Below are 12,388 nucleotides of genomic sequence, written 5' to 3'. Positions count from 1 at the left end.
AGCGTCAGACGTTAAATTTGAACATCATGATGTCGCCATCCTGCACGAGGTATTCCTTGCCCTCCTGCCGCAGCTTGCCGGCTTCCTTGGCCCCGGATTCGCCGCCCAGCGTCACGTAATCGTCGTAGGCGATCGTTTCGGCGCGGATGAAGCCGCGTTCGAAATCGGTGTGGATCTCACCTGCCGCCTGCGGCGCCTTGGCACCGGCGGGGAAGGTCCACGCGCGCGCTTCCTTCGGGCCCACGGTGAAGAAGGTCTGCAGGCCGAGCAGCTTGTATCCGGCGCGGATGATTTTTGCCAAACCGCTTTCTTCAAGGCCCAGCTCGCCAAGATATTCGGCGCGGTCTTCGGGCTCCATTTCGACCAGCTCGGATTCGATGGCGGCGGAGACGACGACGCTCTGCGCGCCCTCCGCCTCGGCCTTCTCGGCCACCAGCTTCGACAGCGCATTGCCCTGCGCAGCATCTTCCTCGGCCACGTTGCATACGTAGAGCACCGGCTTGGCAGTGAGCAGCTGCGCCTGTTCGAACAGGCGCGCTTCTTCGTCGTCACCCGGTTCGACCAGACGCGCGGGCTTGCCGTCCTTGAGGAAATCGAGCGCCTGGCCGAGCACGCTGGCAAGCACCTTGGCTTCCTTGTCGCCGCTGGTCGCACGGCGCTTGGCATTCTCGACCCGCTTTTCGACGCTTTCCAGATCGGCCAGCATCAGCTCGGTCTCGACCACTTCGGCGTCGGCGATCGGATCGACCTTGTTGTTGACGTGCTGGATGTCGTCATCCTCGAAGCAGCGCAGCACGTGGACGATCGCATCGACCTCGCGGATATTGGCGAGGAACTGGTTGCCAAGGCCTTCGCCCTTGCTCGCACCCTTCACGAGGCCCGCAATGTCGACGAAGGCGAGCTGGGTGTGGATGATCTTGGCGCTACCGCCGATCGCAGCGATCTTGTCCAACCGATCGTCGGGCACCGCGACCTGGCCCACATTGGGCTCGATCGTGCAGAACGGATAGTTCGCGGCCTGCGCGGCCTGCGTCTGCGTCAGAGCGTTGAACAGCGTCGACTTGCCGACATTGGGCAGGCCCACGATACCGCATTTGAAACCCATGATATTCCCTGGTCCGGACAGGCGGGCGGCAGGCCCGCGATGATGTGATTGAGATTGGCCCGCCCGTAACGCTCACGCCCGCCCGTGCCTAGTGCGATGTTCGGCAATCTGACGAGCAGCAACAGCTGGCAGGCCCGGTCAGTCGACGTTGTGCACCGCCTTGATGAGCGGGCCGTAGCCCGATCCGCCGAGCCAGCCGACCTGCGTTGCTGCGCTGACCTCGTTGATCTTCATCTGCGGCTTGGCGCCGGGGTGCACTTCGGTGCGAAGGGGGCGCGTGCCCATCGGCATGGCGATGATCTGCGCGATCGCGCGCGGCACATCCATCGGGTCCGCGCTGCGGCCAGATCCGTCCTCGGTTCCCATGCTGGCGACCACCTGCGGGTAGCCATCGGTATGGAGGTCCTCGGCGCGCCTCTTGAGTGCGGCAGTATAGATATTGCGATTGACCCAGACTTCGGTGGGATAGCCACCGGGCTCGATGATCGAGACCTCGATATTATGCGGCACCAGTTCGTAGGCGAGCTGTTCGCTCATCGCCTCGAGCGCAAACTTGGTTGCCGAATAATGCCCTGCGAAAGGCACGATAACGCGGCCTAGCTGGCTGGAGATGGGCACGATCAGCCCTCCGCCCTTCTTGCGCATCCCGGGCAGCACGGCCCGCGCCATCCGGTGTGCGCCCAGCACATTGGTGCCGAAGATCAGCTCGGTCGCCTCCATGTCCTGCACCTCGACCGGTCCGGAAATGCCGATCCCGGCATTGTTGACCAGCACGTCGATCCCGCCGCCATTCAGCCGCTCCGCCTCGGCCACACCGGCGGCAACCTGCTCGTCGGACAGGACGTCGATTTCGATCACGGTGATGTCGAGATTCTCGTCGGCGGCCAGCGTGCGCAGTTCGTCCGCCTCGGGCCGGGGGAGGTTGCGCATCGTCGCGAACACCTTCGCGCCGAGCTTCGCATAGTGTTCTGCCCCGAGGCGGCCGAAGCCCGAAGAACAGCCGGTGATCAGCACGCTATTGCCCGCAAGATCCGGCTTCGAGACGACCATGTCGCCCTGCGCGTGGGTGGCGGTGGCGGCGAGCACGCCGGTCGCGGCGGCTCCGGCAAGCAGGGTGCGGCGGGTGAGGGCGGTCATGGGCTTACTCCGTCGATGATGTGGACTTCTCATCCTGCCCGAACACGCCGAGCCGGTGCATCTCCTTCTGCACATACCACAAGGCGAACACATCGTAGAGCGCGTGGCCGATCATCACCGCCAGCAATGATCCGGTGATCCAGTACACGCAGCCGAAGAGCACCCCGATGACGAGGATGATTGCCGCCACCGCAGGCTTGGCGAAATGCACGACCGCAAACAGCGCCGCGCCCAGCGCGATGGCCAGCGGGGCGCCGACATAGTCGGCCGCCAGCGTCTGCACGCCCGCGCGAAACAGCGCTTCCTCGCCAATTCCTGCGCCCAGCGAAATCCACACGATGGCGGGAAAGGGCATCGGCTTTTCGAGGAAGGCGAAATTTTCCGCCTGCGCGCGGATCAGGTATTCCGCGACTTTCGGCAGGCCGTAGAATGTCGCTGCCGCCAGCAGGACGAGGACGCCCGCCAGCAGCGCTCCGATAAGGAATTCGTCCTGACCGAAGGTGACGAAGGACCGGGCGGGGCGGCCCGAAAGGGTCCACAGGGCGACGCCGACTGCGGTGAAGAACAGCGTTTGCCCGGTCAGCAGCGCCAGCAGGGTCGCCCGGCCCGGCATCGCGCGGCTCAGTCCTGCATCCGCATCGCGACGTCGTTCATGAAGCGCGCATCGTCGCCATCGGCGAGCCAATGTGCCTCGCTCGCCATCGCGCCGAGCATGGTGGCCAGATCGTCCATCTCCGCCTTGGCGTAGTTGCCCAGCACATGGCCGGTCACCCGGTCCTTGTGCCCGGGATGGCCGATGCCGATCCGCACCCGGCGAAAATCGGGGCCGAGGTGCTGGTTGATGCTGCGCAACCCGTTGTGCCCCGCAAGCCCGCCGCCCATGCGCACCTTCACCTTGAACGGCGCGAGGTCGAGCTCGTCATGGAACACGGTCAGCGCTTCAGGCTCCAGCTTGTAGAACCGCAGCGCCTCGGCGACCGCGCGGCCGCTCTCGTTCATGAAGGTCGCGGGCTTGAGCAGCAGGACCTTCTGGCTGCCGATCCGGCCTTCCTGCACCCAGCCCTGGAACTTCTTTTGTACGGGCCCGAAGTCGTGCGTTTCGGCGATGACGTCGCACGCCATGAAGCCGATATTGTGCCGGTGGAGCGCATAGCGCGGTCCGGGATTGCCGAGGCCGGTCCAGATTTGCATCGCGTCCGCCTAGCGGGAGAGGCAGGCCATGCGCAAACTTAACTTGCGCCCGGCACACGATACGCGTCAGGAAGCGGGGGTGGAGACATTACCGATGGGTTGGCGCGACAAACGCGGGAGGGCGATATCCCGCTATCAGGATCAGGAGTGGGCGATCGCCCGAATGGGCGGGTTCGCCAGCGCGATGGTCGGCCTGGCGGCGATCTTCGTGTTCGAACGCCTCACCGGCCTGGGCATTTTTCGGCTACCCTTTTGGGCGCTCATGCTGTTCGTCATGCTGCCGATGGCGGTGCTGGCATTCATCGGTGGGGTCCGGTTGGAGCGACTTTTCGGCGTTCACGATATCCGCAAGGCGAGCCGCCTGGCCAAGGTCGGCTTCATGCTGTTCGGCTGTGTGGTGGCCGCTCTCTCGCTGCTGGTGATATTCGTTTCGAAAGACTGATCGATCATGCGATGCTCGCGATCTAGCCCAGCGTCGCCAGTTCGCGGCAGTCGCTGGCCAGCGGGTTCATCGCCGCGCTGAATTTCACCGCTTCGGTCTCGTTCGGGAAGATCAGGACACTCGAATAGCTGCGGAACGTGGTGGGTGATGCCAGTTTCACCTGTGTACCGTCTTGTTCAAACCGGATGCCACCACCCAGGTCATATTCAGAATTCGGGTCGGTCCTGGCCTGCGTCCCGGGCAACAACGACTTCCCCGTGCGGATCAGCAGCGTGCAGCGCCGAACAAAGCCGATCTGCCGCACGTTGTGGAGATAATGATCGCGGCCGAAGCGGTAATCGTGATGAATTTCCGCCTTGGCAGTGTAGATCGCTTTCAGCTGGTCTGTGATCACTAACTGCGCCCTGTCTATGCTCGTCTCCAGCATCGCCGCCCGCAGGTCGTCTGGCCCAAATTGCGTGTTTCCCAGAGACATCGCAGAGATTGCCGCAAGACAGATTGCCTTCCCGAAAACGCGCATCGCACCACTCCCCCGATGTTTCGTCGGCATCATTGCAGGCGCAAAATGAACGCCGGATTTCGCCTTTCGGATGTCACAAAGAAAAACGCCGGACATCCCGTGAAGGATGCCCGGCGTTCGCATTATTCGTGAAGCTCGGCTTACTCGCCGTCGACGACCTGGTCGTCTTCGCCTTCAACGGTTTCGGCGTGCTGTTCGATGACTTCAGTCTCGGTGACCTCGTCGGAGCCTTCGCCTTCCGCCTTCTTGAGCGCCGACGGAGCGACAAAGGTGGCGATGGTGAAGTCGCGATCGGTGATCGCGGATTCGCTGCCCTTGGGAAGGTCGACTTCGCTGATGTGGATCGAGTCGCCGACTTCCTTGCCCTTGACGCTGATCGTGATTTCGCCGGGGATCTTGTCCGCTTCGCAGACCAGTTCAAGCTCGTGACGGACGACGTTGAGCACGCCACCCTTCTTGAGGCCGGGCGATTCTTCTTCGTCGACGAACACGACGGGGACGCTCACATCCACCTTCGCGCCCTTGGTAAGACGCAGGAAATCCACGTGCTCGGGACGGTCGGTGACGGGGTGCAGCGCAACATCCTTGGGCAGGGTGCGCACTTTCTTGCCGCCGACTTCAAGCTCGATGATCGAGTTCATGAAGTGACCGGTGTCGAGCTGGCGAACCAGTTCGCGCTCTTCGACGTGGATCGGGGTGGGTTCTTCCTTGCCGCCATAAATCACGGCGGGGACACGGCCTTCGCGACGCAGTGCCCGGGAGGCTCCCTTGCCAGCCCGGTCGCGCGTCTCGGCCGGCAGGGTGATGGCGTCGCTCATCGTATACTACCTTTCGAAATGCTGATATTTGCTCGGTCTCGCCACGCCTCCAGGGATGCACATGGCGCCGAAGCGCGCGCTGTTACGGGCAAAGTCGCGGGAAAGCAACCCGCCTTAGCGTACCCTGCGCACGGTGTAGCCCTTGGCCTCGATCAGCGCGACGAGCCCGTCCTTGCCGACCATGTGCGCTGCCCCCACCGCGATCAGCGGGTGGCTGTCGCTCTCCAGCAAGCGGATAATGCGCGGCATCCACGCGGCATTGCGCCGCTCCAGCAGCGCTTCGCGAATTTCCTCGTCCGCCAGCAGGCCTTCGCGGGTGAGCGCGGCCAGCCCGGCCTCGTCGCCCTGAAGGTAGAGTCGGATCGGGCGCTGGCGCTGGTCGCTGTCGGCTTCGGCCTCTTCCACGATCGCGCCCAGCATCGCGCGCTGGGCCCGTTCTGAGAGCCCGTCGAACACCGCGAACTGGCGCGCCGCGCCTTCGAGCTCGACCACCCGGCGACCGTTGAAATCGCGGATCAGCGCGCGGTCGATCCCGTTCGCGGCGTCGGCCCCGGTATCGACCGACTGGGACAGGATCAGCGCCGCGCCCCAGCTTTCGATCCCGCGAAAATCGTCGAGCCCATAGGGCGTATCGTCAACCAGCGCAGTCAGCCTCTCCCGCTGGTTGGCGGGCACGCGGGAGAGCAGGGGAGGTTGCCCGGGAGAATAGGCAAGCGGTTTGAAGGCGCTGGTCACCGCCCGCTGATCGTCGAGGTCGGCAATCTCCACCGCGAGGACGCCTGCCTGCGCGATCGCCGTGTCGACCGAGGCGGTGCGCCACTCTACCCCGTCGGGCAGGGCGTGGATCGTGCCGATCAGCCAGCCCGCGGCGGTCCCGTCGGCCCGGGCGATCTCCCATAGCAGCGGGTTCGGATCATCCGGCGCGACCGGGGGCTTCTTGTCGGGCTGGCCGCAAGCCGCGACCAGCAGCGCCAGCAGCGCGAGGATCGCGGCGCGTATGGTCATTGTACCCGCACTGCCTGAATGCCGCGCTCTGCCAGCAGATCCTGCAGCTTGTTGGTCCCCGCAAGGTGCCCGGCGCCAACCGCCATGAAAATCGTGCCCGGCGTATCGAGCCGGTCGTCGATCCACACCGCCCAGTTGGCGTTACGGGCATAGAGCAGCCGCTCGGCAAGAACGGGGTCGGATTGGAGGGCGTCATTGAGCAGGTGGCCCAGCGCCTCGACATCGCCCTCTGCCCATTCGGCGATCATCTCGTCGAGCATCGGGCCAAGCGTGTCGATCTCCGCGGCGGTTTCGACGAGGTAATCGATCTGCGCGTCCATCGGCAGTTCGTCGAAGATCGAGAATTGGTATCGCGGCGTTTCCAGCGCATCGCGCCCCTTGGTGTCGCCCACGGTCGCCTCCAGCACGGTTTCGGTGCCGTTCTGGGGCTGGAAGCCGGCCTTGGCGAAGGCAATATTGCTCAGCTGCAGGGCCGCGAACCAGGGTTCGAGATTATCGAACGCTTCCGGCGGCACGCCGAGCGAGGCCATCGCTGCCTCATAGGTTTCGCGTTGTTCTTCGCTCATCATGCCGCGCAGGGAGGTTCCCTCAGGCAGGATGGCGATTTGCTGGATCATCGGGCCGATCTCGGCCAGCGCTTCAGGGCTCATGTCGATTTCGGTGACGAGGGTGCTGCTCTCGTCCAGCGCGGTCTTCACCGGGCCGCTGTACCAGTCGACGTCGGAAGGCAGGGCGTGGACCGTGCCGAACAGGTAAATCGTCGTATCCGCGTCCGCCACGCGCCACAGGGCGGGTGCATCCTGCGCCATCGCGCCGGTGGTGAGGGAGAATGCGGCGGCAAGGCCGATCAGGGTGTTGCGGGTCATTCTGGCAAGCATGTTGTGTGCTCCTGGAAGAAAAAGGCGGAAGTCTGAGGAAAGCTGCGATGCATCCGCCTAGCCGCGCAATTTGACGGCAAGGAATGTCAGCATCGTAGCGGCAAAGGCAATGACGAAAATTCCGAATGCGGTGGGGTGGGGCACCAGCCCGCCCATCGCGAGCACCGCCCAGATCGGGTAGCCCGCGACGGCAGCGATGCAGCCGCCGGCATAGCCGATCAGGTTCTGGCGCATCTGGTAGTCGTCGATCTGGGTGAACCCCCAGACCGGCAGCACCGCGAAGGCGAAGAAGAACGCCGCAGCCATCGCGATCGCCGCCCATGCGGGCATGGTCAGCGTCTCGATTTGACCGACGAGGAAGTTTCCTTCCCCGTTCTCGAGCCCGGACAGCAGCGCGCCGATCACTGCACCGACCAGCCCGGCGAAGATCAGGAAAGCCCACTTGCGCCGCTGGCGGGCGCGGTTGCGCGCCTCACCCGGATTGCGGGTTTCGTCGAGTTCGTGATCCATTGTCAGTCCTCCTCTTCGAGGAAAATGGTTTCGATCGGCATGTCGAACACGCGCGATATCTTGAAGGCAAGGCCCAGCGAGGGGTCGTGCTTGCCGGTCTCGATGGCGTTGACCGCCTGCCGCGACACGTCGAGCCTCCCGGCCAGCTCCGCCTGGCTCCAGTCGCGTTCGGCGCGCAAAACTTTGAGACGGTTCTTCACAAGCTGCTCCTCAGCCACTTGAGGTGGAAGCCTACGAAGAAGGCGATGAGGGCGATCGGGCCGACGAACTCGGGGCTGATCATCTGGTCGCGGGCCGATCTGGTCACCCCGTCGACAAACCCTTCGAGGAAGGGGGCGAAGGCGAAGGTGGCAACCACCGCCACGAAGGCGAAGCCGGTGCCGCTGTTCCACAGCTGCTCGATATATTCGTCGCGAAACCGCCGCAGCAAAAGCATCACCAGGCTGACCAGCAATACGCCGACACTCAGCCCGGCCACGAAGTCGGGCCAGTCGAGGATCCGCGAAACCACCATCAGGATGGTCGCGACAAAACCCATCGACGCGGCGGTGAGATACAGGCGCGTGCGCTTGTCCCGGGTCATGCGGCGCTCCCGGAGAACATGACGATCTTCGCCGCGATATTGCCCGCACCATAGCCGGCGAGCACGACGAATGCGCCGGCGGCGATGCGCTTCCAAAGCGGCTGTCGGGTTGGGCTCAGCGTGTTGGTCATCTCGGTATCTTTCGTTTGATGCGAAGGGCTGAAGGCTTTGCGCCGAAAGGGGCGGAGCAGACTTTGGGGCGTCGGCTCCGCCCTGTGGGGGTCACGCTTCCGGATCGATGGGCAGGCCGGCCAGGTGAGCGCCGCGTGCATCGGCCAGAGCCAGTGCGACCTGCGACTGCACCGCGCTGCGGACATCTGCCGCGCAGGTCTGCATTTCGAGGCGTGCGGCGACACCGCGCTGGCCACTGCGGCAGAGATTGCGCACCGCGCCGTCGATCCGCGCATCGAGCATGTCGCGTCCGGCCTGGGTCGAGAGGTCGAAGTTGCCGGTGTCGATTTCGATCGAACGGGTGTGCGCCGATGCGTTCACGGGGACGAGGGCGGCGGCGAACAGGACGGCGGTGAGGATACGGGTTTTCATCAGTTCATTCCTTTTTGGATATTGGGTCCAATGGTCATGCCAACCTTCCGGTATGTCAGGTTGTGCTGACTATATGGCTCGATTCGCTGACGCTGTCAACATGACCTGACATTAAGACCGATATTCCTGACACGTGAGACGGGAAAATGGCTGTATAGCTCTGTATTTACAGGGAACATTTTCCCGCAAACTCTGGGCTATCCATTGCAATAGCGATGCGCGTGCCGCGCACGCTCTTGCGAATCTTTCACCGTTCACGCCGTTGACGCTGTCGCGCGGCTTCGCCATGGCCGCTCGCACCATGAGCCGGTCCCCGCAGTCCAGTTTCCAAGACATGATCCTTGCGCTTCACGATTTCTGGAGCGCGCAAGGGTGTGTCATCCTGCAACCCTACGACATGCGTATGGGGGCAGGCACGTTCCACACCGCGACGACGCTGCGCGCGCTGGGGCCGGAGCCCTGGAATGCCGCCTTCGTGCAGCCGTGCCGCCGGCCGACCGATGGCCGCTATGGCGAGAACCCGAACCGGCTGCAGCACTACTATCAGTATCAGGTGATCCTGAAGCCGAGCCCGCCCGACATCCAGAACCTCTATCTGGAATCGCTGCGGGTGATCGGGATCGATCCGCTCAAGCACGATATCCGCTTCGTGGAAGACGACTGGGAATCGCCCACGCTGGGCGCCTGGGGGCTGGGCTGGGAAGTCTGGTGCGACGGGATGGAAGTGACGCAGTTCACCTATTTCCAGCAGATGGGCGGGTTTGACTGCAAGCCGGTCGCGGGCGAGCTGACCTACGGGCTCGAACGGCTCGCGATGTATATCCAGGGCGTCGACAACGTGTACGACCTCCAGTTCAACGATCGCGGCGTATCATACGGCGACGTGTTTCTCGAAAACGAGAAGCAGATGTCCAAGTGGAACTTCGAGGTCGCGGAGACGGATGCGCTGTTCGATCTGTTCGCCAAGGCGGAGAAGGAGTGCGAGAACGCGCTCTCCAACAACGTCCCCATCGCCGCCTACGAACAGGCGGTGGAAGCGAGCCACATCTTCAACCTGCTGCAGGCGCGCGGCGTGATCAGCGTGCAGGAACGCGCGAGCTACATGGGCCGCGTGCGCGATCTGGCGCGTGGCTCCTGCGAGAAATACGCCGAGCTGATGGCGCCGAAATGGGCCGAGAAATATCCGGAGTGGTCTCTGTGAACGAACGTTCACCCGACAAGAACGCGAGCGACTTCCTCCTCGAACTGCGCTCCGAAGAAATCCCCGCGCGGATGCAGGCGGGTGCGCGCGCCGAGCTCGAAAAGCTGTTCCGGCGCGAGATGGACGCGGCGGGCGTCGCGATGGGCGAGGTGACCGTGTGGTCCACCCCGCGCCGTCTCGCGCTGATCGCGCGCGGGCTGCCGGTCGAGACGCAGGCCATCAGCGAGGAAGCCAAGGGCCCGCCGGTGGGCGCGCCAGACCAAGCCGTCGACGGCTTCTGCCGCAAGAACAATGTGACCCGCGACCAGCTCGAGGTGCGCGACGTGAAGGGCCGCGAGACGTACTTCGCCGTGATCGACACGCCGGGCAGGGCGGTGCGCGATGTGCTGGCCGAGGCGATCCCGGCGATCATCCGCGATTTCGCCTGGCCCAAGTCGATGCGCTGGGGCGCGGCGTCGATCTCGACCGAGAGCATGCGCTGGGTGCGCCCGCTCTCCGGCATCGTCGCACTGCTGGGCGACGAGGTGGTCGAGTGCGAGGTGCATGGCGTCACGAGCGGCGCGGTCACGCTGGGCCACCGCTTCCACCACTCGGGCGACATCACCATCGGCGATGCGGACGACTATGCGGTGAAGCTGCGCGCTGCGCATGTGATCGTCGATCATGAGGAACGCGCCGCGCTGATCCGAGAAGGTGCGGCCAGGGTCGCGTCGGAGGCCGGGCTGAGCCTGGTCGAGGACGAGGGGCTGGTGGTCGAGAATGCCGGGCTCACCGAATGGCCGATCCCACTGCTCGGCCGGTTCGAGGAGGATTTCCTAGAAGTCCCGCCCGAGACGATCCAGCTCACCGCGCGGGTGAACCAGAAGTACTTCGTGTGCGAGGACGCGCAAGGCACGCTCGCCAACGCCTTCATCTGCACCGCCAATATCGAGGCGGCTGATGGCGGGGCAGCGATCGTCGACGGCAACCGCAAGGTGCTCGCCGCGCGGCTGTCCGACGCGCGCTTCTTCTGGGAGGTCGACCAGAAGAAAACCCTCGCGCAGCATGCCGAGGGGCTCAAGCGGATCACTTTCCATGAGAAGCTGGGCACCGTCGCCGACAAGGTCGAACGGGTCGCCAAGCTGGCCCGCTGGCTGGTGGAATCCGATGTCGTCACCGCTCAACCCCGTCATTCCCGCGAAGGCGGGAATCCCGCTTTTTCGGGAGCGAACGCGAAAGGGAGCGGGACCCCCCCCGCCTCCGCGGGGGTGACGAAAGAGGAACTGGCCGACATGGCCGAACAGGCCGCGCGCCTGTGCAAGGCCGATCTCGTCACCGAAATGGTCGGCGAATTCCCCGAGCTGCAGGGCCTGATGGGCGGCTACTACGCCCGCGCCGAGGGCCTGCCCGATGCCGTGGCCGACGCGATCCGCGATCACTACAAGCCGGTCGGGCAGGGCGACGAGGTGCCGACTGCGCCGGTGACGGTGGCGGTGAGTCTGGCGGATAAGCTGGATACGCTTGCCGCATTCTTCGAAATCGCAGAGAAACCAACCGGATCGAAGGATCCTTATGCACTGCGTCGTGCGACGCTGAGTACCTTGCGCATCAACCAGGATGCTGAAATTCGTATCCCGCTGATGCAAGCCTTTGAGCGAGCGCTGGGCGCAGTTCGCGAGGATATTCAATCGTTCAGCAATGCGCAGCGTCTCAAGAAGGCGAAGGCGGGCATGGACGAAAGCATGTCGGTGGTGATGGGTGGTGAAGTCACTTCGTATGTAAGTAAGTCTTTCGGTAGGTATGACGAAAAGTTCTCGGAGACCGCACACGATCTCCTCGACTTCTTCGCCGACCGCCTGAAGGTCCAGCAGCGTGAGGCGGGCGTCCGGCACGACCTGATCGACGCGGTGTTCGCGCTTGGCGGGGAGGACGATCTCGTCCGTCTGCTCGCCCGCGTCCATGCGCTCCAGAGCTTCATGGAGACCGAGGACGGCCGGAACCTGCTCGCGGGGTACAAGCGCGCGGCGAATATCCTCAAGAAGGAAGACTGGCAGGGCGCGGATGACGATGCGCCGCATACCGGCGAGGAAGACCCGCTGGTGATGGTCGACGATCCGGACATGAAGGACGTCGTCGCCGCCCAGATGGCGGAAAAATCCGCTCACCCGTCTGGTAAAGACCTGTCCTACACGCCCGAACCGGCCGAGAAGGCGCTGATCGACGCGCTCGACGCGGCAGGCCCGCAGGCGGAACGGGCAGTCGAGGAAGAGCGTTTTGCCGATGCCATGTCCGCGCTCGCCAGCCTGAGGAAGCCGATCGATGATTTCTTCGAAAACGTCACCGTCAACGATGACGACGAAGCGAAGCGCACCGCGCGCCTCGGCCTGCTGGCGCGGTTCCGTAATGCCGTCCATCAGGTGGCGGATTTCGGAAAGATCGAGGGATAGAAATTTGCGCCTGGACAGTGTGTCAGGTG

Annotated in this window: 16 protein-coding genes; 3 read left to right on the top strand and 13 right to left on the bottom strand. The window is 64.1% G+C overall.

Annotated features, from left to right (window positions below):
* Positions 1-4: 4 nt before the first annotated feature.
* The 4 genes from ychF to pth all read right to left on the bottom strand — a co-directional run bounded on the left by ychF (position 5) and on the right by pth (position 3,433).
* Positions 5-1,105, bottom strand: a complete 1,101-nt coding sequence (gene ychF / locus K7H93_RS14805) for a redox-regulated ATPase YchF (protein ID WP_230784272.1) — start codon at positions 1,103-1,105, stop codon at positions 5-7.
* Positions 1,106-1,243: 138 nt separating this feature from the next.
* Positions 1,244-2,242 (bottom strand): SDR family oxidoreductase, encoded by a 999-nt coding sequence (locus K7H93_RS14800; RefSeq protein ID WP_230784271.1) that lies wholly within the window; start codon positions 2,240-2,242, stop codon positions 1,244-1,246.
* 4 nt (positions 2,243-2,246) lie between these two features.
* The gene (locus K7H93_RS14795) at positions 2,247-2,855 is read right to left on the bottom strand and encodes a CPBP family intramembrane glutamic endopeptidase (protein WP_230784270.1); all 609 of its coding nucleotides are present in this window, start codon (positions 2,853-2,855) and stop codon (positions 2,247-2,249) included.
* Positions 2,856-2,863: 8 nt separating this feature from the next.
* Positions 2,864-3,433, bottom strand: coding sequence for an aminoacyl-tRNA hydrolase (pth, locus tag K7H93_RS14790; protein WP_230784269.1), 570 nt, complete (start codon positions 3,431-3,433; stop codon positions 2,864-2,866).
* 28 nt (positions 3,434-3,461) lie between these two features.
* Here pth and K7H93_RS14785 point away from each other — a divergent pair, with 28 nt between their 5' ends.
* Positions 3,462-3,875 (top strand): hypothetical protein, encoded by a 414-nt coding sequence (locus tag K7H93_RS14785; protein WP_230784268.1) that lies wholly within the window; start codon positions 3,462-3,464, stop codon positions 3,873-3,875.
* Between the two features lie 22 nt (positions 3,876-3,897).
* On the opposite strand, the gene K7H93_RS14780 is transcribed toward K7H93_RS14785, so the two are convergent.
* The 9 genes from K7H93_RS14780 to K7H93_RS14745 all read right to left on the bottom strand — a co-directional run bounded on the left by K7H93_RS14780 (position 3,898) and on the right by K7H93_RS14745 (position 8,732).
* Complete coding sequence (locus K7H93_RS14780; protein ID WP_230784267.1) at positions 3,898-4,491, bottom strand: hypothetical protein; 594 nt, start codon at positions 4,489-4,491, stop codon at positions 3,898-3,900.
* A gap of 44 nt (positions 4,492-4,535) precedes the next feature.
* A complete protein-coding gene (locus K7H93_RS14775) occupies positions 4,536-5,213 on the bottom strand; it encodes a 50S ribosomal protein L25/general stress protein Ctc (RefSeq protein ID WP_230784266.1) in 678 nt (225 codons plus the stop codon).
* Between the two features lie 114 nt (positions 5,214-5,327).
* The gene (locus tag K7H93_RS14770; RefSeq protein WP_230784265.1) at positions 5,328-6,218 is read right to left on the bottom strand and encodes a TraB/GumN family protein; all 891 of its coding nucleotides are present in this window, start codon (positions 6,216-6,218) and stop codon (positions 5,328-5,330) included.
* Positions 6,215-7,096 carry a TraB/GumN family protein gene (locus tag K7H93_RS14765; RefSeq protein WP_230784264.1) on the bottom strand — a complete coding sequence of 294 codons (882 nt, stop codon included), beginning with the start codon at positions 7,094-7,096 and terminating at the stop codon, positions 6,215-6,217. Before K7H93_RS14765 ends, K7H93_RS14770 begins: the two co-directional genes overlap by 4 nt.
* A 57-nt stretch (positions 7,097-7,153) precedes the next feature.
* Positions 7,154-7,606: a hypothetical protein gene (locus K7H93_RS14760; RefSeq protein WP_226663604.1), complete on the bottom strand. Its 453-nt coding sequence runs from the start codon at positions 7,604-7,606 to the stop codon at positions 7,154-7,156.
* A gap of 2 nt (positions 7,607-7,608) precedes the next feature.
* On the bottom strand, positions 7,609-7,806 hold the full coding sequence (locus tag K7H93_RS14755) for a helix-turn-helix transcriptional regulator (protein ID WP_010237982.1): 198 nt from the start codon (positions 7,804-7,806) through the stop codon (positions 7,609-7,611).
* Positions 7,803-8,189, bottom strand: coding sequence for a hypothetical protein (locus tag K7H93_RS14750; RefSeq protein WP_230784263.1), 387 nt, complete (start codon positions 8,187-8,189; stop codon positions 7,803-7,805). The genes K7H93_RS14755 and K7H93_RS14750 overlap by 4 nt, the downstream gene beginning before the upstream one ends.
* On the bottom strand, positions 8,186-8,320 hold the full coding sequence (locus tag K7H93_RS16015; protein ID WP_269060307.1) for a hypothetical protein: 135 nt from the start codon (positions 8,318-8,320) through the stop codon (positions 8,186-8,188). The genes K7H93_RS14750 and K7H93_RS16015 overlap by 4 nt, the downstream gene beginning before the upstream one ends.
* A 91-nt stretch (positions 8,321-8,411) precedes the next feature.
* Entirely contained in the window at positions 8,412-8,732 is a 321-nt protein-coding gene (locus tag K7H93_RS14745) for a UrcA family protein (RefSeq protein WP_230784262.1), read from the bottom strand.
* A gap of 301 nt (positions 8,733-9,033) precedes the next feature.
* On the opposite strand from K7H93_RS14745, the gene K7H93_RS14740 reads away from it, so the two are divergent.
* Complete coding sequence (locus tag K7H93_RS14740; protein WP_230784261.1) at positions 9,034-9,933, top strand: glycine--tRNA ligase subunit alpha; 900 nt, start codon at positions 9,034-9,036, stop codon at positions 9,931-9,933.
* Positions 9,900-12,359 carry a glycine--tRNA ligase subunit beta gene (glyS, locus tag K7H93_RS14735; protein WP_230784260.1) on the top strand — a complete coding sequence of 820 codons (2,460 nt, stop codon included), beginning with the start codon at positions 9,900-9,902 and terminating at the stop codon, positions 12,357-12,359. Before K7H93_RS14740 ends, glyS begins: the two co-directional genes overlap by 34 nt.
* The last annotated feature ends 29 nt before the right edge of the window (positions 12,360-12,388 follow it).

The sequence above is a fragment of the Citromicrobium bathyomarinum genome (genome assembly GCF_021021475.1).
GTDB classification, from domain to species: Bacteria; Pseudomonadota; Alphaproteobacteria; order Sphingomonadales; family Sphingomonadaceae; genus Alteriqipengyuania; species Alteriqipengyuania bathyomarina.
Note: the sequence above shows the minus strand (reverse complement) of the source record. Positions and strands in the feature narration are given on the sequence as shown.

Excerpts from the sequence above, each read along its gene's own strand:
- K7H93_RS16015 (WP_269060307.1), bottom strand. The coding sequence starts at position 8,320 with ATGACCAACACGCTGAGCCCAACCCGACAGCCGCTTTGGAAGCGCATC.
- K7H93_RS14800 (WP_230784271.1), bottom strand. The coding sequence starts at position 2,242 with ATGACCGCCCTCACCCGCCGCACCCTGCTTGCCGGAGCCGCCGCGACC.
- K7H93_RS14775 (WP_230784266.1), bottom strand. The coding sequence starts at position 5,213 with ATGAGCGACGCCATCACCCTGCCGGCCGAGACGCGCGACCGGGCTGGC.
- ychF (WP_230784272.1), bottom strand. The coding sequence starts at position 1,105 with ATGGGTTTCAAATGCGGTATCGTGGGCCTGCCCAATGTCGGCAAGTCG.
- K7H93_RS14780 (WP_230784267.1), bottom strand. The coding sequence starts at position 4,491 with ATGTCCGGCGTTTTTCTTTGTGACATCCGAAAGGCGAAATCCGGCGTT.
- K7H93_RS14770 (WP_230784265.1), bottom strand. The coding sequence starts at position 6,218 with ATGACCATACGCGCCGCGATCCTCGCGCTGCTGGCGCTGCTGGTCGCG.
- K7H93_RS14765 (WP_230784264.1), bottom strand. The coding sequence starts at position 7,096 with ATGCTTGCCAGAATGACCCGCAACACCCTGATCGGCCTTGCCGCCGCA.
- K7H93_RS14740 (WP_230784261.1), top strand. The coding sequence starts at position 9,034 with ATGAGCCGGTCCCCGCAGTCCAGTTTCCAAGACATGATCCTTGCGCTT.
- K7H93_RS14760 (WP_226663604.1), bottom strand. The coding sequence starts at position 7,606 with ATGGATCACGAACTCGACGAAACCCGCAATCCGGGTGAGGCGCGCAAC.
- pth (WP_230784269.1), bottom strand. The coding sequence starts at position 3,433 with ATGCAAATCTGGACCGGCCTCGGCAATCCCGGACCGCGCTATGCGCTC.
- K7H93_RS14745 (WP_230784262.1), bottom strand. The coding sequence starts at position 8,732 with ATGAAAACCCGTATCCTCACCGCCGTCCTGTTCGCCGCCGCCCTCGTC.
- K7H93_RS14785 (WP_230784268.1), top strand. The coding sequence starts at position 3,462 with ATGCGCAAACTTAACTTGCGCCCGGCACACGATACGCGTCAGGAAGCG.
- K7H93_RS14795 (WP_230784270.1), bottom strand. The coding sequence starts at position 2,855 with ATGCCGGGCCGGGCGACCCTGCTGGCGCTGCTGACCGGGCAAACGCTG.
- K7H93_RS14750 (WP_230784263.1), bottom strand. The coding sequence starts at position 8,189 with ATGACCCGGGACAAGCGCACGCGCCTGTATCTCACCGCCGCGTCGATG.
- glyS (WP_230784260.1), top strand. The coding sequence starts at position 9,900 with ATGGGCCGAGAAATATCCGGAGTGGTCTCTGTGAACGAACGTTCACCC.